The sequence below is a fragment of the Kocuria sp. LHG3120 genome (genome assembly GCF_049897445.1).
Classification (GTDB): Bacteria; Actinomycetota; Actinomycetes; order Actinomycetales; family Micrococcaceae; genus Kocuria; species Kocuria rosea.
In genome coordinates this window covers 166,683-188,286 of sequence record NZ_JAFCWG010000004.1, presented here as the reverse complement: position 1 = coordinate 188,286, position 21,604 = coordinate 166,683, and the positions used below count along the sequence as shown (strand labels likewise).

Annotated in this window: 25 protein-coding genes; 11 read left to right on the top strand and 14 right to left on the bottom strand. The window is 69.0% G+C overall.

Annotation, left to right across the window (positions count from 1 at the left end; genetic code table 11):
• Window positions 1-288 precede the first annotated feature (288 nt).
• The 4 genes from ACP7CD_RS09825 to ACP7CD_RS09810 all read right to left on the bottom strand — a co-directional run bounded on the left by ACP7CD_RS09825 (window position 289) and on the right by ACP7CD_RS09810 (window position 3,672).
• Entirely contained in the window at window positions 289-969 is a 681-nt protein-coding gene (locus tag ACP7CD_RS09825; protein ID WP_426120095.1) for a GAF and ANTAR domain-containing protein, read from the bottom strand.
• Window positions 970-1,303: 334 nt separating this feature from the next.
• A complete protein-coding gene (locus ACP7CD_RS09820; RefSeq protein ID WP_368828568.1) occupies window positions 1,304-1,591 on the bottom strand; it encodes a hypothetical protein in 288 nt (95 codons plus the stop codon).
• Window positions 1,588-2,223: a hypothetical protein gene (locus ACP7CD_RS09815; protein ID WP_368828567.1), complete on the bottom strand. Its 636-nt coding sequence runs from the start codon at window positions 2,221-2,223 to the stop codon at window positions 1,588-1,590. The genes ACP7CD_RS09820 and ACP7CD_RS09815 overlap by 4 nt, the downstream gene beginning before the upstream one ends.
• 1,080 nt (window positions 2,224-3,303) lie before the next feature.
• On the bottom strand, window positions 3,304-3,672 hold the full coding sequence (locus ACP7CD_RS09810; protein ID WP_368828650.1) for a hypothetical protein: 369 nt from the start codon (window positions 3,670-3,672) through the stop codon (window positions 3,304-3,306).
• 188 nt (window positions 3,673-3,860) lie between these two features.
• On the opposite strand from ACP7CD_RS09810, the gene ACP7CD_RS09805 reads away from it, so the two are divergent.
• A complete protein-coding gene (locus ACP7CD_RS09805) occupies window positions 3,861-4,694 on the top strand; it encodes an IS5 family transposase (RefSeq protein WP_426120094.1) in 834 nt (277 codons plus the stop codon).
• A gap of 440 nt (window positions 4,695-5,134) precedes the next feature.
• On the opposite strand, the gene ACP7CD_RS09800 is transcribed toward ACP7CD_RS09805, so the two are convergent.
• Window positions 5,135-5,974: a hypothetical protein gene (locus ACP7CD_RS09800; RefSeq protein ID WP_426120093.1), complete on the bottom strand. Its 840-nt coding sequence runs from the start codon at window positions 5,972-5,974 to the stop codon at window positions 5,135-5,137.
• Window positions 5,975-6,113: 139 nt separating this feature from the next.
• A complete protein-coding gene (locus tag ACP7CD_RS09795; RefSeq protein ID WP_426120092.1) occupies window positions 6,114-6,947 on the bottom strand; it encodes a hypothetical protein in 834 nt (277 codons plus the stop codon).
• Window positions 6,948-7,296: 349 nt separating this feature from the next.
• On the opposite strand from ACP7CD_RS09795, the gene ACP7CD_RS09790 reads away from it, so the two are divergent.
• The 4 genes from ACP7CD_RS09790 (at window position 7,297) to ACP7CD_RS09775 (ending at window position 9,521) form a co-directional block, all read left to right on the top strand.
• Window positions 7,297-8,016 carry a GAF and ANTAR domain-containing protein gene (locus ACP7CD_RS09790; RefSeq protein WP_426120091.1) on the top strand — a complete coding sequence of 240 codons (720 nt, stop codon included), beginning with the start codon at window positions 7,297-7,299 and terminating at the stop codon, window positions 8,014-8,016.
• Between the two features lie 9 nt (window positions 8,017-8,025).
• Window positions 8,026-8,355 carry a hypothetical protein gene (locus ACP7CD_RS09785; protein ID WP_426120090.1) on the top strand — a complete coding sequence of 110 codons (330 nt, stop codon included), beginning with the start codon at window positions 8,026-8,028 and terminating at the stop codon, window positions 8,353-8,355.
• Between the two features lie 159 nt (window positions 8,356-8,514).
• Window positions 8,515-9,234: a GAF domain-containing protein gene (locus ACP7CD_RS09780; protein WP_426120089.1), complete on the top strand. Its 720-nt coding sequence runs from the start codon at window positions 8,515-8,517 to the stop codon at window positions 9,232-9,234.
• Between the two features lie 20 nt (window positions 9,235-9,254).
• Window positions 9,255-9,521: a hypothetical protein gene (locus tag ACP7CD_RS09775; protein WP_426120088.1), complete on the top strand. Its 267-nt coding sequence runs from the start codon at window positions 9,255-9,257 to the stop codon at window positions 9,519-9,521.
• A gap of 67 nt (window positions 9,522-9,588) precedes the next feature.
• Here ACP7CD_RS09775 and ACP7CD_RS09770 read toward each other — a convergent pair whose 3' ends face one another.
• Window positions 9,589-10,293, bottom strand: coding sequence for a GAF and ANTAR domain-containing protein (locus ACP7CD_RS09770; RefSeq protein ID WP_426120087.1), 705 nt, complete (start codon window positions 10,291-10,293; stop codon window positions 9,589-9,591).
• Between the two features lie 609 nt (window positions 10,294-10,902).
• Here ACP7CD_RS09770 and ACP7CD_RS09765 point away from each other — a divergent pair.
• A complete protein-coding gene (locus tag ACP7CD_RS09765) occupies window positions 10,903-11,601 on the top strand; it encodes a GAF and ANTAR domain-containing protein (RefSeq protein WP_426120086.1) in 699 nt (232 codons plus the stop codon).
• 343 nt (window positions 11,602-11,944) lie between these two features.
• Here ACP7CD_RS09765 and ACP7CD_RS09760 read toward each other — a convergent pair whose 3' ends face one another.
• From ACP7CD_RS09760 to ACP7CD_RS09745, 4 genes are all read right to left on the bottom strand, one after another.
• The gene (locus ACP7CD_RS09760) at window positions 11,945-12,316 is read right to left on the bottom strand and encodes a hypothetical protein (protein WP_426120085.1); all 372 of its coding nucleotides are present in this window, start codon (window positions 12,314-12,316) and stop codon (window positions 11,945-11,947) included.
• A gap of 311 nt (window positions 12,317-12,627) precedes the next feature.
• Entirely contained in the window at window positions 12,628-13,260 is a 633-nt protein-coding gene (locus ACP7CD_RS09755; protein WP_284562251.1) for an iron transporter, read from the bottom strand.
• A 65-nt stretch (window positions 13,261-13,325) separates the two neighbouring features.
• Window positions 13,326-13,595, bottom strand: a complete 270-nt coding sequence (locus ACP7CD_RS09750) for an MbtH family NRPS accessory protein (RefSeq protein ID WP_284562250.1) — start codon at window positions 13,593-13,595, stop codon at window positions 13,326-13,328.
• Between the two features lie 357 nt (window positions 13,596-13,952).
• Window positions 13,953-14,591: a hypothetical protein gene (locus tag ACP7CD_RS09745; RefSeq protein ID WP_426120084.1), complete on the bottom strand. Its 639-nt coding sequence runs from the start codon at window positions 14,589-14,591 to the stop codon at window positions 13,953-13,955.
• A gap of 362 nt (window positions 14,592-14,953) precedes the next feature.
• Here ACP7CD_RS09745 and ACP7CD_RS09740 point away from each other — a divergent pair, with 362 nt between their 5' ends.
• Window positions 14,954-15,274 carry a DUF2218 domain-containing protein gene (locus ACP7CD_RS09740; RefSeq protein ID WP_284562248.1) on the top strand — a complete coding sequence of 107 codons (321 nt, stop codon included), beginning with the start codon at window positions 14,954-14,956 and terminating at the stop codon, window positions 15,272-15,274.
• A 174-nt stretch (window positions 15,275-15,448) separates the two neighbouring features.
• Complete coding sequence (locus ACP7CD_RS09735) at window positions 15,449-15,745, top strand: DUF1540 domain-containing protein (RefSeq protein ID WP_284562247.1); 297 nt, start codon at window positions 15,449-15,451, stop codon at window positions 15,743-15,745.
• 199 nt (window positions 15,746-15,944) lie between these two features.
• On the opposite strand, the gene ACP7CD_RS09730 is transcribed toward ACP7CD_RS09735, so the two are convergent.
• Both ACP7CD_RS09730 and ACP7CD_RS09725 read right to left on the bottom strand, forming a co-directional pair.
• A complete protein-coding gene (locus ACP7CD_RS09730) occupies window positions 15,945-16,463 on the bottom strand; it encodes a hypothetical protein (protein ID WP_290467623.1) in 519 nt (172 codons plus the stop codon).
• Between the two features lie 58 nt (window positions 16,464-16,521).
• On the bottom strand, window positions 16,522-17,496 hold the full coding sequence (locus ACP7CD_RS09725; RefSeq protein WP_290467622.1) for an SHOCT domain-containing protein: 975 nt from the start codon (window positions 17,494-17,496) through the stop codon (window positions 16,522-16,524).
• Window positions 17,497-17,853: 357 nt separating this feature from the next.
• On the opposite strand from ACP7CD_RS09725, the gene ACP7CD_RS09720 reads away from it, so the two are divergent.
• The 3 genes from ACP7CD_RS09720 (at window position 17,854) to ACP7CD_RS09710 (ending at window position 20,953) form a co-directional block, all read left to right on the top strand.
• Window positions 17,854-18,867 carry an EcsC family protein gene (locus tag ACP7CD_RS09720; RefSeq protein WP_290467621.1) on the top strand — a complete coding sequence of 338 codons (1,014 nt, stop codon included), beginning with the start codon at window positions 17,854-17,856 and terminating at the stop codon, window positions 18,865-18,867.
• Window positions 18,868-18,982: 115 nt separating this feature from the next.
• Entirely contained in the window at window positions 18,983-19,654 is a 672-nt protein-coding gene (locus tag ACP7CD_RS09715) for a DNA alkylation repair protein (RefSeq protein ID WP_426120083.1), read from the top strand.
• A gap of 81 nt (window positions 19,655-19,735) precedes the next feature.
• Window positions 19,736-20,953 carry an MFS transporter gene (locus ACP7CD_RS09710; protein WP_426120082.1) on the top strand — a complete coding sequence of 406 codons (1,218 nt, stop codon included), beginning with the start codon at window positions 19,736-19,738 and terminating at the stop codon, window positions 20,951-20,953.
• Here the strand turns inward: ACP7CD_RS09710 and ACP7CD_RS09705 are convergent.
• Window positions 20,948-21,496, bottom strand: coding sequence for a hypothetical protein (locus ACP7CD_RS09705; protein ID WP_426120081.1), 549 nt, complete (start codon window positions 21,494-21,496; stop codon window positions 20,948-20,950). The genes ACP7CD_RS09710 and ACP7CD_RS09705 overlap by 6 nt on opposite strands.
• Window positions 21,497-21,604: the final 108 nt, after the last annotated feature.

Below are 21,604 nucleotides of genomic sequence, written 5' to 3'. Positions count from 1 at the left end.
GCAACGCAATCACCGCCAACGAATGCCGACGTCAGAGGGTAGATGGATCCGCCGGGTACGGGCTTCCTCTGCGCCATGCACGACCCAGCGAGGTGACATGTAGATACGAAATCACCGCAAGTCAGGAGCACATCAGGGGAGCAACGGCGCCGTTGCCCGGAACCTCACGATGTGAGGAAAGCGTGAATAGAGTCTTTTCTGCTTTACATATGGCGGACTACCGGCCACTTTTCACGTGCGGCCAGTGGTCTTGGGGTGGTGGGGTGTTGGGTTCCTGGTCGCGGGGGCTCAGTGTCCGAAGTGGGTGGCGGCCGGGCCGCGGCCCACGGTGGCGACCAGGTCGGAGGCGACCTGGCGCAGTTTGATGTTGCGGTGGCTGGAGACGGCCTTGAGGATCTCGATGGCTTCTTCCTGGGGGCAGCGGTTCTGGCCCATGATGATGCCCACGGCCAAATCGATCGTGGTGCGCGATGCCAGGGCTGCTTGCAGGTCCGCCTCGTTCTCCTGGTGGCGGGCCAGGCGCACTGCCAGGCGCAGGGCGCTGGAGGCCAAAGCGACCTCGTGCTCGATGGTGGCGATGGTCTCCGGATCGAAGTCGTGGGCGCGGTCGGAGTAGACGTTCAGCCCCGCCCTGGCTTCCTCCCCGAGATCGAAGGGCACCCCCACGATCGAGCCGATACCCTGAGCGGCGGCGGCCGGGAGGTAGTCCGGCCACCGGGTGTCGGTGGCCACATCCCCCACGCGCACCACCGTGTGCTGCCGGATCGCGCTCAGGCAGGGCCCGTCGCGGAGCCGGTTCTGCGTCTCGTCCAGGGCCACGGCCCGGGCGCTGGAGGAGGCGACGGTGGCGGCCTTGTGCTGGCGCAGCAGGTTCACCGCGCAGTCGATCGTGGCCTCGGCGGCTGACAGGCGCTGGGCCAGCACGGTGGTGAACTCGGTGAGGAACCCGGTGATGTCCTCAGAATGCACTAGCAGGTCTTGGAGTGTCTCGTGGGCGGTCCCGCCCGAAGAAGGGGCTGGCATGGCGCGGCGTCCGTCCGTAGCAGGGGCGACCCGCGAACCCGCCGGTCACCAGCCAACCCGTGCATGGCGCCAGCACGCCTCAGTCTACGCCCGGCGGCACCGGAGCAGCCCCTGAGGAAGGCAACCACCAGCCCTGCGCGCGGGTGGTCAGCAAGGGAGCCACCACGGCGATCCAGCGTCCCGCAGCCGCTGCCGGCCCCCCTCGGTGCAAGAACCAGGGCACCCACCGACGCCCCGCAGGGGCTCCTCACCCCCGCTAGCCCGTCGCCGGCACGTGCCCTCAGGCTGCCTGCGGCCGTGCGTCCGGGACCTGGAGGGGAGTGATCTGCAGATCCGTGAGGGAGGCCGTCGGCAGCAGCGCGAAGACCGCCCCGGCCAGCCGGTCCAGGGCCGACCGGCAGGCCCCGATGTCGTCTTCGCTCTGCACCTCGATCTGCAGCCACAGCCCGGGAATGCAGTAGGTCACCACCCCCCGCTCAGCGCGCAGCGCGTCCCGGAGCTGTTCCAGCACCGCCGGCCCCAGGGGCGCGGTGGTGCTGATCCCGGCCATGACCGTCCACCGGGTCATCGCCGGCTCCAGGACGTGGTGACCCGGCCGGTGGTCGGCCCGGTCGGTGGATCGGTCCGGGCGAGATCGGTGGTGTAGGGGGCGCGCTCGGGCGCTGCCGGGCCCAGCAGTCCGTTGCCGGCGTAGGCGAGCAGATTGCGCTGGTGGGCCGGCAGGTCCAGGCACAGGTGCAGGTAGGCGTCGACCTCGGCCTTGCCGGCGGTTCCCCCGAGCTGGAAGTACTGCCACCACAGCTGGTCCAACCCGATCCCGGCCCCCGCCAGGCACCGCTGCAGCAGATAGGCATGGGCGGCGGCAGTGCGCCCCTGCTCGAAAGCTCCTTCCACCGGTGACCGCCCCAGGACCGGTCGCGGTCGAGGGGCCTGGTGATCGGGCAGGACCTCCGGCAGGCGGAACTCGACCCGCCCCCCGGCCGGTGCCTCCCGGATCGCCCGGTGTACTGCCCGCAGGGCGGAGCCTTCGATGTGTCCGGCACCGGTGAGGTCGATGACCACCACCGACCCGGAGGAGCACAAGGACCGGGACCGGTCTACGATCCCCGGCAGCACCTGCTGGCTGCGCACGGTCAGGCACCCGGTGACGGCCAGGCACACGGCCGCCCCGTCCACATCCAGGCGCAGCAGAACGGACAAACGATGAGTACAGCATGAGACGTCCACGAAGCGCAGCCCCCCGGATGCACAACGAAAAGGACGGCCCATGTCTCGAGTCCGTCCCCCTACGATATGACAGCCGGCCAGGCGGCTGCCACACGGTGACGCACCGTGTACGGGGGTCCTCCGGCAACGACTCCAGTCGGCTTCAGGACCTCACGCGAGCGGTGAGCGCCCCGTCGCCGATCAAACGCACCAGCATCTCGGCCGCCCGCCCGCTGTCCACACCCATGGCTCCCTCGAGCATTGTCCCGAGGGGGCAGAGTCTTGGTGAGGTCCGACTCATGAGCGTCTTTACAGGGGGGGGCATCACCGGCGTTCATAGTGTCCGAGGTCCCGCGGGTACCGGTCACTGCCGGCACAGCGAGGCCGGCCGGAACAGCGGCCGCAGATCCAGACGGACGTCGGATCCGCTCGATGATGAGTGAAAGGCGGTGCTGTGCGCGAGGACCTCAAAACTGCCTGCCGATCCCTAGTCCACACCGCCGGTCTGCGCGGTGGGGACTCTCCCATCCGGGCCGGTTCGCCGGCGCCTACCGGGCGGCCTACGGAGTACCGCCGAGGCGGACCCTCCAGAGGTGACCCCATGGAGTGGAAAGACTCATTTCTGCGCGAGAGCCCGGGATCCAGAAATCCATGACGCGTGCCCATCCCCGTGACTGATCGAACGGCAGCGGATCTCGAGGCCGGAAACCCCTGAGATAGCCACAGTCGCTTTCTCTTTACATATGGCCCGGCTACCGGTGAGCGGTGGAGCTGGGATTCGTTGACACCGACCCGGGTGGGCCCGGGTCGCAAGAAACCGCGGCGGCGAGGTGGGTGTCATCGGTGGTGGGGATTTCCGCTGTGGGTGGTTAGGTGGTGGCCGGCATCACAGGTCGCCATGCGTGGGCCTTCGCCGGGACGATAACCACGGAAATTCGCCCCGAGGATTCCACGCGACCTTGGCTCGGCAAAGACACTGACGAGGGGCCCGTCTCTTGAACGGTGCCGTTCTCACGGGTTGTCGGTCAGGGCGGCGAGCTCATGGATGAGCCGATTGCCGGGATCTGCCGGCGTTCATGCCGACTTCGGTAGCGGCCTCGGGGATCCGGCTTTGCCTCGGCGGCTTGCCAGGGCGGTCACGGGGCGGTGGGGGGAGTGATGGGCGGGAGGATCGGTCGCGGTGAGTACCTCCACCGGGCCGGTGCCGTCTGCGGTGTCGAGGTGCTCGAGTGCCCAGCGCAACAGGTCCACCGCGCCGGTCTCCACGTGCTCTGCTCCGGTGAGGTCGATGGAGACCGTCACCGGGGGGATCAGGGTCCGGGCCCGGGCTACCAGAGGGTGGAGGGCGTGTTGGTTGGCCTCGGTCAGGCGGCCGGTGACGATCAGGCGTACGTAGGCGCCGTGAAGATCGATTTGGACGAGCACGGAGAGTTTGTGGTCCATAGGTGAGCATCCTTCATCGCATGCTGGCAACCTCAGGCCCGGTCCTGGACCTTTTCTCACGCTAGGGGAGGGCCCCCAGGTTGAGAAGGAACGATCCTCGCTGCGTCTCATGTTTCTCTAAGTAGGTGTTGGGAAAGCGTGATGCGCTTCCGCGTGACTGCCGGGACGGAGAAGCGGATCGTGGTGGCATGGCGTCTTCTTCCCCGCGCCCCTACCCCTCGGACCTGACCGACGAGCAGTGGGCGCTGATCGAACCGATGGTGCCGGTCAAGCCCGGTGGTCGCCCAGCCAAGCACCCGCGACGGCGGATCGTGGAGGCGATCTTGTACGTCAACCGCACCGGGTGCTCGTGGCGGTCGCTGCCCCACGACTTCCCGCCGTGGGACACCGTCTACTGGTACTTCCAGCTCTGGAACGCCGAGGGCACCACCGACCGGATCCACAACGCCCTGCGCGACGCGGTGCGCGATGCCGCCGGACGGGATCCGATGGCCAGCGCCGGGATCGTGGACTCACAGTCGGTCAAGGGCGCTGACACCGTCGGGGCGGACTCGCGCGGCTACGACGCGGGCAAGAAGATCAACGGCCGCAAGCGCCACATCGTCACCGACACCCTTGGGCTGTTGATCGTCGTACTGGTCACCGCCGCCAACCTCCAGGACCGGGACGGCGGACGGCTGGTGCTCAACCGGGCACGAATGGCGATGCCCTCCATCGTGGTGGTGTGGGCCGATGGCGGCTACGCCGGCAAGCTGCTGGCCTTCGCCCAGTACTACCTGTTGATCACCGTGCAGATCGTTAAGCGGACCGACAAGCGGCCCACCTTCGAGGTCCTTCCCCGTCGCTGGGTGGTCGAACGCACCCTGTCTTGGCTGATGCGCACCCGCCGCCTGGCCCGTGACTACGAACGCCTCCCCGCCCACGCCGAAGCCATGGTCAAGTGGTCGATGATCGGGCTGATGACCCGCCGACTGGCCCCAGCACCAGGACGCCGACCATGGCAACCGAAAACCGCAGGGTGACCCCTTTCCCAACACCTACTAACCGACGGGTAAATCTCGCACCGGATGGGAGGCTTTTTCCTGCCCTCGATACGGACATGGACCCGGCTCGCAGGACCGAGGGCGTCGGCGCTGAGTCGTTCTGCGCCCCGCATGGGATTCCCCGGGGTTCCCGGCAGCCAGACATGGAACCGATGAGCGTGCTCGAGAGACATCGCGGCCCACGTCAAGATCCGGGAACCGACGTCGAGGTCCTTCTGTACCTGTCGCCTGACTCGTTCATGCAGCGACCGAGCAACTGCAAGTTGACCTGCAGGCAACGGGGGCATGAGCAACTCAACCTTCTCCGTCTTTACATATGGCCGGTTAGCGGCTGGTTCACAACGTCAAGCGTCTGCGGTTAGCACCGGGTGTGTAGGGCGAGCATGCGGAGCACTGGTCGCGGTGCCGGCATGGGGCGTTCAACGGATGAACGGGCCGTTGGCCTTCATCCAAGTGAGCAGCCACCGCTCCAGGACATCGGCGTCCCAGCCCGGGGCGTCCACCTGCAGCGCATCGGGGGCGCTCCTGAGCACCGAGACGATCCCGTCCAGGTCGGCGAGCTCATCCGCCATGCGGTCGACCAGGTGGGAGCTGCGATCGGCGATGGCCGAGTGCACGCCGACGTCGAAGGACTCCGCTTCCGCGACGACCTCCACGGGGGAGTCCTGCGGGCTGAGGGGCACGGGCGGGCCCGTGCGCAGATCGGCGATGACACCGTTCGTGTACTCCTCCAGCTCGGTGGCGTGCAACGATCTCTCCCCGCGCTTGAGCCGCAGCACCGCGCCCAGCGGCAGGGTCGGGACGTAGACCTGGTGGCCGTTTCCGATGAGCACCGGGTGGTGGTGCAGGTGGTGGCCCGGGTCCTCCGGGGAGCCCAGACCCCAGCGGGCGTTGGGGGCCCCGGTGACGATCACGACGGCGAGGTAGGAGACCAGCCCGTCCAGCAGGATGTCCATCGTCGTCGACGGGACCGTCACGCCGGCCACGGAGTGCCGGGCCCAGGAGGGCCACTGCTCGCGCGGCAGCACCGGAGAGCCTGCGGCGGGGTCTGCGGCGAGTTCGGTGCGCCGGCCGGTGACCCACCGCCACAGCGGGGTGAGGGAAGCCGGGGCGCCGTCGAGCATCGCGTCGGGGTTCAGCCCGTGGGCCGTGAGCTCGGTGCGCAGGCGCTCGAAGGCGGTGGGGCGCTCGGTGAGGAACTCCTCGAGGGCGGCGCCGGCCTGCTGATCGGTCATCAGCCGGTACGGGGTGAACGGCATGGCAGGGTCCTGTCAGGGTCGTGCTCCGTCCCGCCGAGCCGCCGGGTCAGGTCAATCCGGGGCCGCCCTGTCGGGCGGGAGGAGATCTAGCTCCACACCGTAGCCGGAGACGGCCCGAAGTCCCTGAACGGGCGGAGCACTACCGCGGGAGGTGGCGTTGCAGCCACAGGGTGCACCACATCTTCACCCGCAGCTCGTCCCAGCCCTCGACGTCGACGACCAGGGCGGCGGGCCCGTAGCGGTGGACCGAGGCCACGCCGTCGCGGTCGCACAGCTCGGCGACCAGGTGCTCCACCAGCCCCGGGTGGTCGGCGGGGATGTCCTCGCGCAGCCCGACGTCGAAGCAGTCCAGCTCGGCGACCACCGTCACCAGCGGCTCCTGAAGGGCAGCCGCCTCCGGGCCCTTCCCGTTCAGGGCGTCGATGGTGCGGCGGGTGTGGGCGAGCATCTCGGTCCCACTCATCGCCGGCCGTCCGTGGGCGGACTGGTAGGCGCTGTAGAGCGGCAGGCCAGGGAGGAAGAGATGGTGGTGGTCGGTGCCGAGCACCGGGTAGTTCAGCAGCGGGTGGTCGGCCATGATGTGCTCACCGACCCGCCAGGTCGCCTGCGGGGCTGCGGCACGGAGGACCTGGCCGAGGTAGGAGGCGAAGCCGTCGACGAGGGTGATCGTGGCGACCGGCGGGTGCGGGTCCTCGAGCCGGCCGTGCCGGGCCCAGGACGGCCATTCGGGCCGCGTCGGATCCTCGGCCAAGGCGTGGGCAGCCGTGCCGAGCTCGGCGGCCCGGACGGTGATCCAGGCCCACAGCGGGGAGACGGAGTAGACCGAGCCCTCGAGCATCTCGGAGGGGTCCAGGCCGTGTCCGGCCAGTGCTGCGCGCAGCCGGTGCAGTGCGGGGTCGCGTTCGGCCAGGTAGGCGTCGAGCGCATCGGCGGCCCGCTTTGCGTCCATCACCTCGTACGGCACCTCACCCATGGGGACGACCCTACTGCGGGGACGCGCTGCAGGCTGATCCGGCGATGCGCTTTGTGAACAGGGGCAACGGATCGAGCATCGCGAGGAAACGTCCCCACTCATCAGGGACCCAGCACTGGAAGCGGTGAAGAAAGGAATGCGCCGTCGCTACTGCTCACTTTTCAACCGTCGTTGACGTTGCCGTCATCGGTGCAGCAGGCAGGTCGGGGATGAGTGGCGCCTGCTGGGTGGGGGCGTAGGCTGGAAGGCCAGGACCAGGGCTAACTGCGCAGACACACCCCTTTTGAACGGGGTGGTCTACGAGGCCAGGACGTGAACTCCGGTCGTCGTCACGACGGGTGGAGACCCCATGAACCCTGATCCTTACCTGTCCGAGTTGAGCGTGGCGTTCGCCCGCATCCAGGGCATGCTCCTGAGCGAGCAGCACGCGACCACGGCGGTGAACCAGCTCGCCCAAGTGGCTCGCGCCACCATCAGCACTGCCGTGGGGGCCGGGGCTTCCCTGTTCGACGACACCGGCCGGGCGAGATCGACCGGGGCCACGGACGCCCTCACCGCCGCCGCTGATGCCCTGCAGTACGAGCTCGGCGAGGGCCCGTGCCTCGAGGCCTGGGCCACCGCAGCCGTGGTGCGCATCGACGACACCGCCCAGGAGAGCCGCTGGCCCGACTGGTGCGCGGCCGCCCACGCTCAGGGCATCCGCTCGGTGCTGAGCACCCCACTGGTGATCGGTGACCGGAAGGTGGGGGCGATGAAGGTCTACGTCGGTGAGCCGGCCGCGTTCACCGTGGAGGATGAGGAGACCTTGGTCCTGCTGGCCGGTGCGGTGGCGGTCCTGCTGGGCTGCGCCCAGCCCGCTGACGCCCCGCGCCGGCTCAGCGCCTCCGTGCAGGCGGCCCTGGCGGACCGGCAGGAGGTGGGGGTCGCGGTCGGGGTGCTCATGGAGCGCCACGGCACCGACCTCCAGCAGGCCCGGGCAGCGCTGCTGGACGAGGCGGTGCTCCAGGACCGGCCCCTGACACAGGTCGCCCGCCAGATGCTGGCCCGCCCGGCGGACCAGGACGGGTAGGGCTCCGTCGTGCACGACGACGGGGTGGGTCGGGAGCAGGCGTTGGGTCTCTGCCGGGTGCTGGACGCGGCCGGCATCGGGGTGGGGCCGTTGTGGTTGCACTGTTTCCGGCTCGGTGGCCAGGTGGGGGAGGTGGAGATCGATGCCTATCTCCATCACGCCCTGGGGCTGCCGCGCTTGGAACGCGACCTGTTGGCTCGCGCGGCCAACGAGCTCATCGACCACGGGGTCGGTGGCCACGCCCCGTACTCCTGGGAGCTGCTCGACGGCGACCGGAACGAGACGGCCGACGGGGCAGGTGGGGCCGACGGTGACGGCGGTCCGGACGGTACTGCATAGCAGCGAGAATGCCTGCCCGGAGCGGGCCCAGAGTGACACCTCATCTCTGGGCGGGCTGGGAGTACCCTCTAGAGAAAGGCAGTTGTCGAGCGGATCGCACCCCTGTGCTCCCGGCCGTCAGGGAACGTGGAGCGGGTCCGCCGGGCCGGGGAGGTCATCATGGAGACCGAGTTTTCGGGTACGGAGCTGACCACGGTCTTCGCCCGCATCCACGGGATGCTGCTGAGCCGCGAGAGCGCGACCTCGGCGGTGGAGCAGTTGGCAGAGGTCGCCCAGGACGTGGTGGACTCCGCGATCGGTGCCGGGGCCTCGCTGATCGACGATCAGGGGCACACGACGTCCACGGGCACCACGGACGCGGTTGCCGAGGCCGGGGACACCTTGCAGTACGAGCTGGGGGAGGGCCCGTGCCTGAGTGCGTGGGCCACCGAGGCCTTGCAGCGGGTGGACGACACCGCCACTGAGACCCGGTGGCGGGGCTGGTGCGCGGGGGCGCTGTCGCTGGGGGTCCGCTCGGCGATGAGCGCCCCGATGCTGTACAAGGGTCATTGCATCGGGGCGCTGAAGGTCTACACCACCACCGCCGACGGGTTCACCGCCGCCGACGAGCGGCGGTTGAGCCTGCTGGCCGCCGCGGCGGCGACCCTGCTCGGTGCGGCCCAGACCTCCGAGGCCCCGCACCAGCTCAGCCAGGCTCTGCGCACCGCCCTGACCGATCGTCAGACGGTGGATGTGGCCACCGGGATCGTGATGGAACGCCGCGGTGTCGATCAGCACCAGGCCCGGGTGGCGCTGCTGGAGGCCTCCCGGGACCAGGGTCTTCCCCTGTTGGAGATCGCCCGGTCGGTCCTGGCCGGTTCCCTCGGCACGGATTCCTAGCGCTGGTGGATGATGACGTCGTGGCCCGCGAACAGGCCCGCCTGCTGCGTCAGGCCATCCACCGTGCCGGGGTCACCCGGGACCAGCTGTGGTTGCACTACTTCAGCCTGGGCGGTGAGGCCGGGGAGACCGAGGTCGATGCCTATCTGCACCAGTCCTTCAGTCTGCCGCCCTTCCAGCGCGATCTGCTGGCCCATGCGGCCAACGAGTTGATCGCCCGGATCCCCCCGCCTCAGGCTCCCTACGTCTCGGACCTCGTCGACGGCGACAACGCCCAGGAGGAGTGAGGCGGTTCCCGCGGCCGGTCGGGGTCGTGGTGCTGCCGTGCGGGGCGGACCGGCGCAGCGGCTCCGTTCAGGTCGGGGGGTCCGTGCGGTCCAGGAGGTGGTCGGCGGTCTGGGCGAGGGTCTCGCCCTGGTCGCGGGCGGTGTCCAGCAGGCTGGTGCGGGCGTTGTCCTCGGACAGGCTCAGGCGTTCCATCAGCACCCCCACGGCGCGCTCGATCCGATCCCTGTCCGCGACGGCCTCCAGCAAGGTGTCGTCGTGGCGCCGGGTGCGGTCGGCCCCCAGCAGCACCGCTACCGGGCCGGCGAGCAGGCTCAGCAGGTGTTCCTCGTGGTCGGTGAAGGCGTGGGGTTCGGCGGCGTAGACCTGCAACGCCCCGATCTCCTGACCTTCAATCACCAGTGGGACGCTGAGCACCGAGCGGATCCCTGCCTCGGCCACCGCCCGTCCCCATGCGGGCCACCGGGAATCGGTGGTGGTGTCGGGCACGTACTGGGGGCTGACCGTGTCCCAGGCCCGCAGGCACGGGCCGGCCCCGAGCTCGAACTGCAGCGCATCGGCTTCCGTCACGGCCGGGTCCGTTGCTGCGACGGTGGTGCAGGCTCCGTTCTCGTCGACGAGGCTGATACCGGCCCCGACCGCCAGGGGGATCAGATCCCGGGCCACCTCTACCAGCCGGTCCACGGCCTCGGCGGTCGTTCCGGCCTCTGCGAATACCTCCTGAACGCGAGCCAATGCAGCACTGAGCTGGGCCCTCGCTGAAGCCGGTTCCATCAGCACTCCTCTGACAAGCCCTTCAGCCCCTGAAAGGGCTTGTCTTTCGGGCAAGCCCGCCGCTTGCCGATGACACCATTCTTCTCCTCACGTGCCGGGGGCGATACCTCGGGCGCCTGCCACGGACGAGGAACCTGGGGGAACCCACCGTGACGGCGACAGGTCTCCCCGAACAGGCGCTCGGACACCGGATCGACCAGCGGCCGGGGATCTTCGGTGAGGACCTCGAAGCCGCCCACGGGCACGGTTCGAACTCGACCTCCGCGTCGGCTGTGCTCAACCGATCACGATCCCCGCCGAGGAGTACCGGCGTGCGTCACGCCTCGGCGGCCCACGCCGCCTGAGGTAGGACCAAGCCCTCCCGGCCCCGGCCGTGCTGCCTCGCCACAGATGCCCCTTGAGCCACTCCATCTGCGCGGCAACAGCGCGGGCCCCGTGATCCTCGAGGACCGGTCTCGTTCTCTGCCATCGGGCGTAGTCTTCCACGAAGGGGCACGTCGCGAGCGAGAAACGACCTGTCGTTGAGGCAGTGGCGGCGCGCACGGTGCCCGTGCGTTCGACCCGCCCCGCTGGATCGAGGAGGTCCCCTTGCAACCTGAATCCTCACCCATGGAGCTGACTGCGGTCTTCGCCCGGATCCAGACCATGGTGCTGTCCCAGGAGCACGCCGTGGTCGCGGTGGACCAGCTGGCCCAGGTCGCCCAGGGGCTTATCCCCTCGGCGGCAGGGGCGGGGGTCTCCCTGATCGACGCCCACGGCACCGGGATCAGCACCGGGGCCACCGGCCCTCTGGTGGAGAGCGCCGACGCTCTCCAGTACGAGCTGGGGCAGGGCCCCTGCCTGAGCGCCTGGGCCACCGCGACCCACCAGCGCATCAACGACACCACCGACGACGACCGCTGGCCCCAGTGGTCAAGGGCTGCTGCTGGCTCGGGGATCCGCTCGATGCTCAGCGTCCCGCTGGTCTTCCAGGACCGATGCCTGGGGACGATGAAGGTCTACGCCACCGTCGGCGATGCCTTCACCGATCTCGAGGAGCAGCAACTGGGGCTGCTGGCCGCGGTTGCGGCCACCCTGCTGGGCGCGGCCCAGACCGCGGAGGCGCCGCAACGGCTCAGTGTTGCGTTGCAGGCCGGGGTGAAGGATCGGCAGGTGATCGATCGGGCCACCGGGATGCTGATGGAACAACGAGCCACCGACCCCGACGACGCCCACGCCGTGCTGCTCACGGCCTCACTCACCCGGGGCCGGCCCATGGTCGAGGTCGCCCGCCAGATCCTTCAGCGACACCCGGACCCGGGCAACTGAGGCCCCACGGTAGAGCCCGACGGTGCCGGGGCGGAGCAGACCTGCTTGCCCTGGGAGGTCATCGGCGGCGGCGACATCGAAGGGAAACCATCCGAGGTGCACCACGTACCCCAGCCGCCACGCCACTGCTCACGGACCGGCCCTGCCACTGCCAGGCTGTGGACCTCGATCCGGACGAGCCCATCGTCGCTCGGACCACTGAGGCACTCCAGCCCAGCCGGCACGCGACCAGGACCCGAGCACGACATTCACGACGTGACCCGGCGGTGCGGCGACCCGTCCCGAAGCGGTTCGCCAGACTGGCGTGGTCAGAGGCGGCCCGAGGACCGGCGCCCTCCGGGGCTCACGCCGGCCGCGGCAGCAGACTCAAGGACCCGGCCCCGCTCCTCCGGCGGCCCGCCAGGACGGTCACCGGGCGATGGGCGGGCTGATCGGCGTGAAGCTCGGCCGCGGTCAGAACCTCCACCGGGCCGACCCCTTCCGCGGTGCCGTCGTGCTCGAGAGCCCAGCGCAACAGGTCCACCGCGCCCGCCTCCACATGCTCGGCACCGGTGAGATCGACGGTCACCGCCACCGGCGGGATCAGCGTCCGAGCCCGGGCCACCAGAGGATGGAGGGCGTGCTGGTTGGCCTCGGTCACGGACCCAGTGACGACCAGGCGCACGTAAGCGCCGTGCAGGTCGACCTGGACGAGCACGGAAAACTTGTGGTCCATGGGTGAGCATCCTTCATCGCATGCTGGAAACTGCAGGCCCTACCCCGGGCCCCTCCCCACGGTAGGGAAGCTGCCGTCGGGCTGACAAGGAACGATCCTCACCAGGGCCCCACATTTCCTTAACCGACGGGTAGAACCCGCACCGGTGAAAACCCTCGTCTGCCCTCAACGTTCCCAGAGCCCGTCGAGCAAAAACCGGTTGTGCCGCAACCAGCGGGACCAGGCATGCCCCCTTCCCCTTGCTTTACATATGGCGCATTAGAGGCCTGTGGCGGTCCACGCCAGTCCGCGGCGTCGGCTGCCCGGCGCTTTTACGTGGTCGGCTCCAGGCGGACGTCCTCGAAGGTCACGGTCGCCGGCTCGAGCAGGGTGAGTTCCTCGAGGCTCTCCCCGTGCCGGGGCGACTGCGGTGGTTCCAAGGTGGCGCGCAGGGTGTAGTCCCCGGCGGTGGGGATGCTGAAGTTGTGCGCGTAGTGGAAGAACTCGGCGTGGAAGAACATCAGCTCCTGCTCGTCGACGAGCTCGCCGTTCTCGTCGAGGACTTCCAGGCGGATCGGCACCTCGGGCACGATGCGGCCGGTTGCCGCATCGATCGGGATGATCTCCAGGTGGTGGGTTTCGCCGGCGGCGGGGTCACGCCGGGCCGGTTCCTCGCCGGTGGTCTCGAACCAGGCCTCGGCCGGTTCCACGATGTAGGCGACCTCCCAGTCCCCGGAGGTGGTGCGCCCCCCCTCGGCCTCGACCTCCTCGTTCAACACGGTGTACTGGGCGACCACGCCTTCAGGAACCTCACCCGCGGAGGTCGCGGCGGTGGAGCCCGGGGTGGCAGCTGTGGTCCGGTTCGCGGTCTCGGCGGTGGGGGCCGAGGCGTCATTGGTGGCGCAACCGGTCAGAAGCAGGGCGGTCATGGTTGCGGTGACGGCGATCGGTCGGTACGGGGACATGATTATCGCTTCCTGTATGACACGGGCAGGGCGGGAGGGGTGATGGGTCAGGTGAGGCGTGGGGTTCAGAGCCGGGGCCAGGGGAGCCGGATGTCGATAGCCCGTGCTTTCTGCGGACGGTCCGAGGTTCCGTGCTGCGCTGAGTGCGGGTCCTTCTCGGTGCGGGGTGTGCGCTGGAGGCAGTCGAGGTAGGTCTGAGCCTCTTCTCGAGGTGCTGGGCACCGGGAGGTGGTCCAGCCGAAGGGCACAGGGAAGGCGGCCGGCCACAGGCTGGGATGGCCGTGGCTGTCGATCACCACGCGCACCTCGGCGTGCGGGTCGTCGAAGAATTCCATGGTGCTCCTGGGAGTCGGTCGGATCGGGGTACCTGGAGGGCGGGTCCATGGCGCGACCTCGAGGCCTCTATATGGGTCGGTTCGCCAGCACCCGCTGGGCTGGCTGGTCCCGGCTGGTAGGGATCAGCCCAGAGGTCACCACCCTCGGGCCCTGGGTGCGGTGCGGAGGGTGGCCGGCCAACACCGCGACACCCATCCCCGGGTTCGCCCAGGCTTTATCGGTTGCGCCGGCCTTGACGGGGGTGGAGACCGGGCTGTGCTGACAGGCCAGGATGACCCACGTGCCAGGGGGAGCCGGCGATGCCGCGCCGGCTCGGATGCACGGCAACCATCGGGTGATGCCCGTGGCGGCAATGCTCATCGGGCGCCCCCTGAATGATGCGGTGTGGTCTTGCGGGCACGGGGCGCAAAGGGTTGTGCTAACACCACGGGAGGCTGCCGGGGGGAACGGAACGGAAGGACGGTGCCGAAGGTGGGCTCGTCGATGGTGGTGTGCTGGGTATTGGCGGCCGGCTGTGCCGTGACGGCTGCGGCGTGGTCGCGCTCCGCCGGGGTGCGCCGGGGCGGGGAGGTACTGGGGTGGCGGTGGCGCACGGTGGCAGTGACCGGGGTGGCCTTCGGCTGGGCTGGGGCGGTGCTGATGTTCCGCACGGGGCTGTGAAACTCCGGATCCGCGATGGTGGTCCAGGAGCGCTGCTCGGCGCGCAGGCGCCGCAGGTCCTCCACATCGGCCATGGTCATCGGTGCCGGCAGGGTGAAGCGCACCTGCTGGGCGGGGTGCCCGAGGTGCCCCTCCCGTGCCTGACGGATGAGGGTTTCCACGGCGGAGGCCTCGGTGATCCGGGCCCCGGTCAGGTCCACGACCACCCGGGTGACCGGGGTCAGCACCCGCCCCAGACGGATCAGCGGATGCAACGCGGTCTGGGTGTCCATGGTGAGCGGGCCGGTGACCACCAGGCGCACGTGCTTGCCGTCCAGGTCGATCACTGCGACCACGGAAATCTTCGCTGACCCCATGGTGATTCCCTTCCTCAGGCCTACGGTGTCCGGTCACGGCTGAACGACCACCAGGGCGCACCGGGTGGCGAGGACCAGCGCCCCCCGGTGGTCGTTCAGCCGCAACGGAACCTCCCCGGGGACCACGGCGTGGTCCCCGGTCGGGTCTCGCACGAGGAAGGTTAGGAAAGCCTTGCCTCACTCGCTGTGGCAGACTGTAGCAGTCGCACCAGGATTAGCGAACAGTTCCCTGACGTAATCGGGTTGTGGGGGTTCGGCGCCCGTGCTGCACCCGCCCCACCGAGGCCCAGCCCCTGATTCCGGGGCGGCTTGCGCACCGTCCATCACCGAGGAGATCGTCCATGACCGAACCTCTTGTCCATCCCGCCGCCACGGCATACCGCGCCCATGCCACGGTGGCCACCGAGGCGGCGGCCCGCTACGCCAAGCAGCTGGCCTCCCATCTCGGGCGCAAGGCCGAGATCCGCGACGAGGCCGAAGGCCCCCGGGTCGTCCTGACTGTGGGCAGCTGCTTGCTCGTCGCCGGTGACCACGCCCTTCAGCTGCACGCCGAAGCTAGGGGCGCAGACGGGCTCGAACGGGTCCAGCAGGTGATCGGGTCCCACCTGGAGCGCTTCGGGCAGCGCGAGGGGCTGAGCGTGGAGTGGTCTGCCGGCGGCTGAAACACACAGATCTGCCGGTGCAGGGGCATCCGTGCTAGTCAGGCCCCGTCCGTGGGTTTGGGCAGGGAAAATTTCGCTATCTATTGCGGTCTGTCAGGCGCATCCTGGAAGCACGACACAGGGCCGATCCGCGCCACGAGCGGGGGCCCACGTGATCCACCAGGAGGATCCGTCATGGCCACCACCGAGTTCGTTCCCGTCTCCGACTGCACCGTGGGGCAGTGCTCGTTTAATCACGACCACGAGTGCACGGCCCACGCGATCACCGTGACCGGGTCCTCCGGGCACGCCCACTGCGGCACGTTCATCTCCCTGGGCCCGGACGGGGGCTTGCCCACCGTCCACGCCGAAGTGGGCGCCTGTCAGCGCTCCGAGTGCGTGCACAACGCGCACCTGATGTGCACGGCCCACGACGTGAAGATCGGTGCCGGCGCCGACGAAGCCGACTGCCTCACCTACCAGGCCGCCTGACCCCACCCACCCAGTGCGTTCCGGCGGCCAAGCAGCCCACCGCATCCCACCGAGGGCCACCCCGAACGGGGCGGCCCTCGCCTCTGCCTCGGACGTGGATAAAGAAGCCAAGCGCGGGTCTGTCCTACCGGGTTTACATATGGCCCGGCTACCGGACACCTTCCACGAAGAGGACCTCGAAGTAGGGGTTCCCAGAGGATCACTGGGCGCAAACGGGAGGGTCGGGCAGGTGGCGGTAGATAGAGGAACAGCTCTTCTGCATGATCGGTGTTCCCGCGTGGTCGACGGCCATGATCCAGTCCATGTGCTCCTCGGTCTCGTCGTAGTAGGCGAGGGTGCTCATCACGGCGTTGATGCCACGGTCTGCCAAGACCTCGAGGTAGGGATCGTCGTAACGGCCGTTCATCTGAAGCTGGAGCACTCCAACGCTCTGGGCGTCCATCCCATAGGTTTCGCACGCCCACTCGGCCTTGTCCTCGAAACACAGATCTGACCACGAATCCCGGCCCACCATCTGAAGGTAAGTGGATTCCATCTGGTCGGCCCACTCGCCTGCGTCACCGGCGACCTGCCCGCTGCCGGGGGAGCCGGCGTTGGGCTGTCGGGCGTTCTCCCCGTACTCCCCGGTGATGGAGGCCAGCAGCATCCCCAGGATGACGATGCTGCCGATCACGATGACCCGACCTCGGAAGTTCATCTCGTCCCAGGCTTGGCGCATCAGTGGATCTCCTCGGTTGCGGACATACATAGTTCATTTCTTGCACGCGCACTGCTATCTAGAGTCGGCCGAGCAGCTCCTTCTTCTTGGCCGTGAACTCTTCCTCCGTCAGCACCCCGGCGTCACGCAGCTGCCCGAGCCGAGCGAGCTGGGCGAGCACGTCCGGCCTAGCGGGCGCAGCGGAGGCTTTGGCAGCGGGGGTGTTGCGCAGCTGGCGGTAGAGGTTAGCGATGTTTTCGCCCTGCCCAGATTCCAACTGGGTGATCTTACCTTTGACCCCAGAGACGGTGAACTCCAGTGACTCCGTACCCCACGCCTTGCTCAGCGACAGGAACGAGATCGCGCCGAGCTGGAACTCCTTCACCGACTCCCGGAGGATGCCCTTCTCCAGGAAGATCAGGCGCTTGTCGGTCAGCACGATCAAGGACTGCGATTTCTCGTAGGTACCCTGACCCAGCGCGAGGACCTGTTCCTCTGGGTCCAGGATGTTGCGCAGATGGGAGATCTCACGACGGGCGAGCATCCGTGAGAGCCCGCTTAGCTTTTCCAAGGCATTCGTAATCCCGCGGTCGTAGCCGGCTTCCTCGCCAGCAACGGCTACGGCAGGGGCTCTGACCCGGGCATTGGCCGGGGAGCTGCCAGAAGGCCGGGTAGAAGACCTGTCGATGGCTATGACCGGGATTCTGTCGGGGGCTTCGTTAGGAGGTCTCGCAGGGACCTTGGTAGCGACGCCCACCCTCTCCGCGACACCTTTGCCCAGGGTTGCAGAGAGCTCGTTGAGCATCTCCTGATGCTTGGTGCCCATAGCGTCCACGGTCACTTCGGCCACGGCGCCGACGGAGTGCTCGCTGATGGCGACGGTGATACGAGCTGGGTTGCGGTTCTTACTCCAGGACGCCTTCGTCCGGCCCTCAATGCGCCCGAGCGGACCGGAAAGCGAAGCGCCCATCTGCTTCAGACCTGCCCGCAGCGCCGTGTCCGCCTGCGCCACAGGCAGACGCACCACCCACTGGATCATCACCTTGATACCCATCGCGTTCTCTCTCCCGTGTCCGTGTGCATTCTTGTCTATTGTCGCGTCGGGTGTCCGCACAGCGTGACAACAGAACTGGCCGGCCTCCTCACCGCGTGCATGGCGAAGTTTTCGTCGGCGACAACTGACGCTGCAGCACAACTGCGGCATCGAGCAGGGGATGCTCGCCACGTGGCCGGCTCTTGAGCACGCCCCAGACGCTTTGGTTAGGGGATAGAGGCTGATGTGCTGGCGTCTTGATCGGCAGGTGACCAGGTAGATAAGCATGGCCATCATCGCCCGCGTTGCGATTGCAAGCAAGAGTCGATTGGTGCGGCATCATGGGCCCAGCGATCACCGTCGAAATGGAGAACCTCAATGAGCGCCAACACTGACCCGCTCGTTGACGATGCCATGCCGATGAGTGCGTATGAGGCGCAGGTATGGGACGCGCTCAACAAGCACTGGCAGCGCCGCGACAACCGCCGTGGTCTGCCGAACTGGGCGAGCACCGCCTTTGATCGCGCCGGTGGGGTCGCGGGAAATGCCGTGAGGTGGGTTGCAGACACTGTGCCAGAGACGGTCATGGAACCGGCCCGTCGTGCGGGTGACGCGGCCTTAAGCAAGGCCGCGCGACCGACGTTCGAAGCCGCGATAGCGGTGGTCGAGCTGATCAACGACTGGGCCGCAGAGCTCAACGACCCGAAGAGCGTTGAGAAGCTCGCCCGCAAGAGAGGCGTTGAACTCAACAGCTTCACCGAACTGCGACAGCAGAACCTCAAGGTCTGCGACCGGTTGCTGACCCTCAACACCCTCAGGTGGCGGACTGCTGGAGCCGTCGAAGGTGGCGCCATGGGCATGCTGGCAATGGTGCCCGTCGCCGGATTCCCCGTCGCGATGACGGCGGACATCCTCGTCATCCAGGTCCTGAGCACCTCGATCGCCACGCGCATCGCCTACTCCTACGGCTACGACGCCAAAGACCCTGGTGAGCAAGCCTTCATCCAGGGCCTGGTGCGCCGTTCTTTCATTGCACAAGCCGCCAAAGCTGAGCCCTTGCGGGAGGCCGCACATGCAGCTGGCGCGATCAAGGGCCGCGTAAAGTGGTCACAAAAGCTGCGCACGGACCATCGCCTCCTGGCGGCCCTGGAGAAGTTGATGCAGCAGCTGGGCCCGGCAGGCTCCAGGGTGCCCGTGCAGAACGTCGCCAAGGCCGTGCCGTTCGTGGGGGTCGTCATTGGTGCCGGGATGAATTCCGCGGTCCTCGGCAATGTGGCCGCCGATGCCCAGCGGTACTGCCAGACCCGATTCCTGTGCGAAAAGTATGGGCTGCCTCTGCCGGCCGTGCTGGCGACCGACCCGGAGGAAGATCCCCTAGCCGACGCCACGTAAGTGAACGCCGCCGGGGTTGGCTGCACGACCAAGTGACATCTGACCTAGCGTGCCTCCGGGCGGGCACCGCGTCTTTCATAGGCTGGCTCTCACCCGCAACGGACAGGAGGTCGGAATGGCCGAGACGACAGTGGCCGAGGTGATGGCCGAACTGGTCGCACTCGAGGACCCCAGGGTGCGCGCGGTGAACGAGCGGCACGGCGACGACCACGGGGTGAACCTGACCAAGCTGCGGGCGGTCGCGAAGCGGCTGAAGACGCAGCAGGACCTCGCGCTCGAGCTCTGGGCGACCGAGGACACCGCGGCGCGACTGCTGGCACTCCTGATCTGCCGGCCGAAAGCCTTCGCGCGGGACGAGCTGGACGCCATGGTGCGAGAGAGGGGCACCCCCAAGGTGCACGACTGGTTCGTGAACTACGTGGTCAAGAAGAACCCGCACGTCGAGGAGCTGCGGACGGCCTGGCTGGCCGATGCGGATCCCGTCGTCGCGAGCGCCGGCTGGGCCCTGACCGCCGACCGCGTGGTGAAGAAGCCCGAGGGCCTCGACCTCGCTGGCCTCCTCGACGTCGTCGAGGCGGAGATGGGAGACGCACCGGAGCGCCTGCAGTGGGCGATGAACACCTGCCTGGCGCAGATCGGGATCCAGCACCCGGAGCACCGGGCCCGTGCCGTCGAGATCGGCGAGCGCCTGGAGGTGCTCAAGGACTACCCGACGCCGCCGAACTGCACGTCCCCGTACGCCCCCGCATGGATCACCGAGATGGTGCGCCGGCAGGCTGCTCCGTAGCAGCACCGGCCCCGAGGTGGGGCTAGCGTGAGGTGAGCGCGGTCATGCCGCGCTCACCAGTCCCGCCGTGAAAGGCCCTGCATGTTCCTCCGTTCCGGCGCCGCGCCCCGTCGTCGTCCCGTGCTGTCCGCGAAGGCGGCGTTCTGGGTGCAGGCGTCCGTGCTGGTGGTGGTCATGGCCGCCTCCAGCGCGCCCAGTCCGCTGTATCCGCTGTACCAGGACCTGTGGGGCTTCCCGCCGGTCGTGCTGACCGTCATCTTCGCCGCGTACGTGGTGTCGCTGCTCGCCGCGCTGCTCACGGTGGGGGCGCTGTCCGACCACCTCGGGCGGCGCCCGGTGCTGCTCGTCGCGCTGGCCCTGGAGATCGCCGCGATGGCCGTGTTCGTGCTGGCGGACGGCGAGGCGACCCTGGTGGTGGCCCGGCTGGTCCAGGGCGTGGCGACGGGCACCGCGACCGGGGCGCTGGGCGCCTACGTGATCGAGCTCGAGCCGGAGGAGCGCCGGGGGCTGGGGACCGTGATCACCGGGGCGGGGCCGGTGCTGGGCCTGGCGGGGGGAGCGGTGGCCTCGAGCCTCATCGTCGCGGCCGCCCCGGAAATGATTGACCTCATCTTCCTCGTGCTGCTGGGCCTGCTGGTGCTGCAGGCCGTGGGCACGGCGCTCGGGCCCGAGACCGTGGAGCGCGCCCCCGGGGCGCTGGCCTCGCTGCGTCCGCGCGTCTCCTTCCCGCCGCAGGTGCGCCGCTCGGCGGTGTGGGTGCTGCCCGCCACGGCCGCGTGCTGGTCCCTGGGCGGGCTGATCATCTCCCTGGGGCCCAACCTGGTCCGCTCGCTGACCGGGGCGGACTCCGTGGTCCTCACCGGACTGGTGGTCGCGGCGCTGACGGGCACCGGCGGGATCGCGATCCTGCTGTTCGGCGCTGCGGCGCCGGAGCGGGTGCTCGCCGTGGGCATGAGCGTCCTGGTGGTGGGCATGGCCGCCACGATCGCCGCGCTCGTCGTCGGGTCCGTGGGCCTGTACTTCGCCGCGACGGTGGTGGCCGGTGTCGGCTTCGGCGCCGGGTTTCTCGGGGTGCTGCGCACGCTGCTGCCCCAGGCGGCACCGCACGAGCGGGCGGGGCTGCTCTCGGCGATCTACGTGGTCAGCTATCTCTCCCACAGCATCCCGGCGGTGGCGGCCGGTGCCGTCGCGGGCGAGGTCGGACTGGTGCCCACGGCCGTCGGCTACGCCGGGCTGGTCATGGCGCTGGCCGTGTTCGTGCTCCTCGGCCTCCTCCGGAACCGCACGCGCCGCTCATGACCTCCGGCGGTGGTGCAGGACGAGCAGCCGCGCGTAGCCGTCCGTGAGGTGGTCGATGAGGTCGACCTTCAGGTACTCGTGCTCCGAGAGCCGGCGCACGGTGTGCAGGGAGATCCCGTCGTACTGCACGGGGTGGGGCAGCTCGCCCCGTCCGCCGGGAGGCTCCACGTCCAGGCGCCACGCGTCCAGGTCCTTCTGGGGTGTGGGGTCGTGGAGCGGCGTGCGCGTCCACAGCCGGCCGTCCGTGCCGACGACCAGGCCGCGGATGACGTGCCACCCGTAGCCGCACGCGACCCGGGAGAACGCGTGGCCGACCAGGGGGTAGGACCTGGCGCCGCGGGGGACGTGCACGAGCTTGGCCGGCTTCAGGCCCTCCCTGCGCAGCAAATCGCTCGCCTCGACCCCGACCTTGCGCACCTCGTCCAGGGCCCGTTCCAGGCCGGTCTCGCGTGCACTGCGGTCGTGCGGGGTGCGGCGGCGCGGCTGCGGCTCGTGCGGTGCCCGGGCGGCAGCGCGGGTGCGCCGTTCGTCCTCGATGCTCATGCCAGCCCCTTGCCTTGGTGACCTCGATTCTATGTGGGCCACGTCACTGAGAGGGTATTTCTGACAGGGCGGTGCGCGTGGTCCTCCGCCGGATCTCGCGCCGTTCGT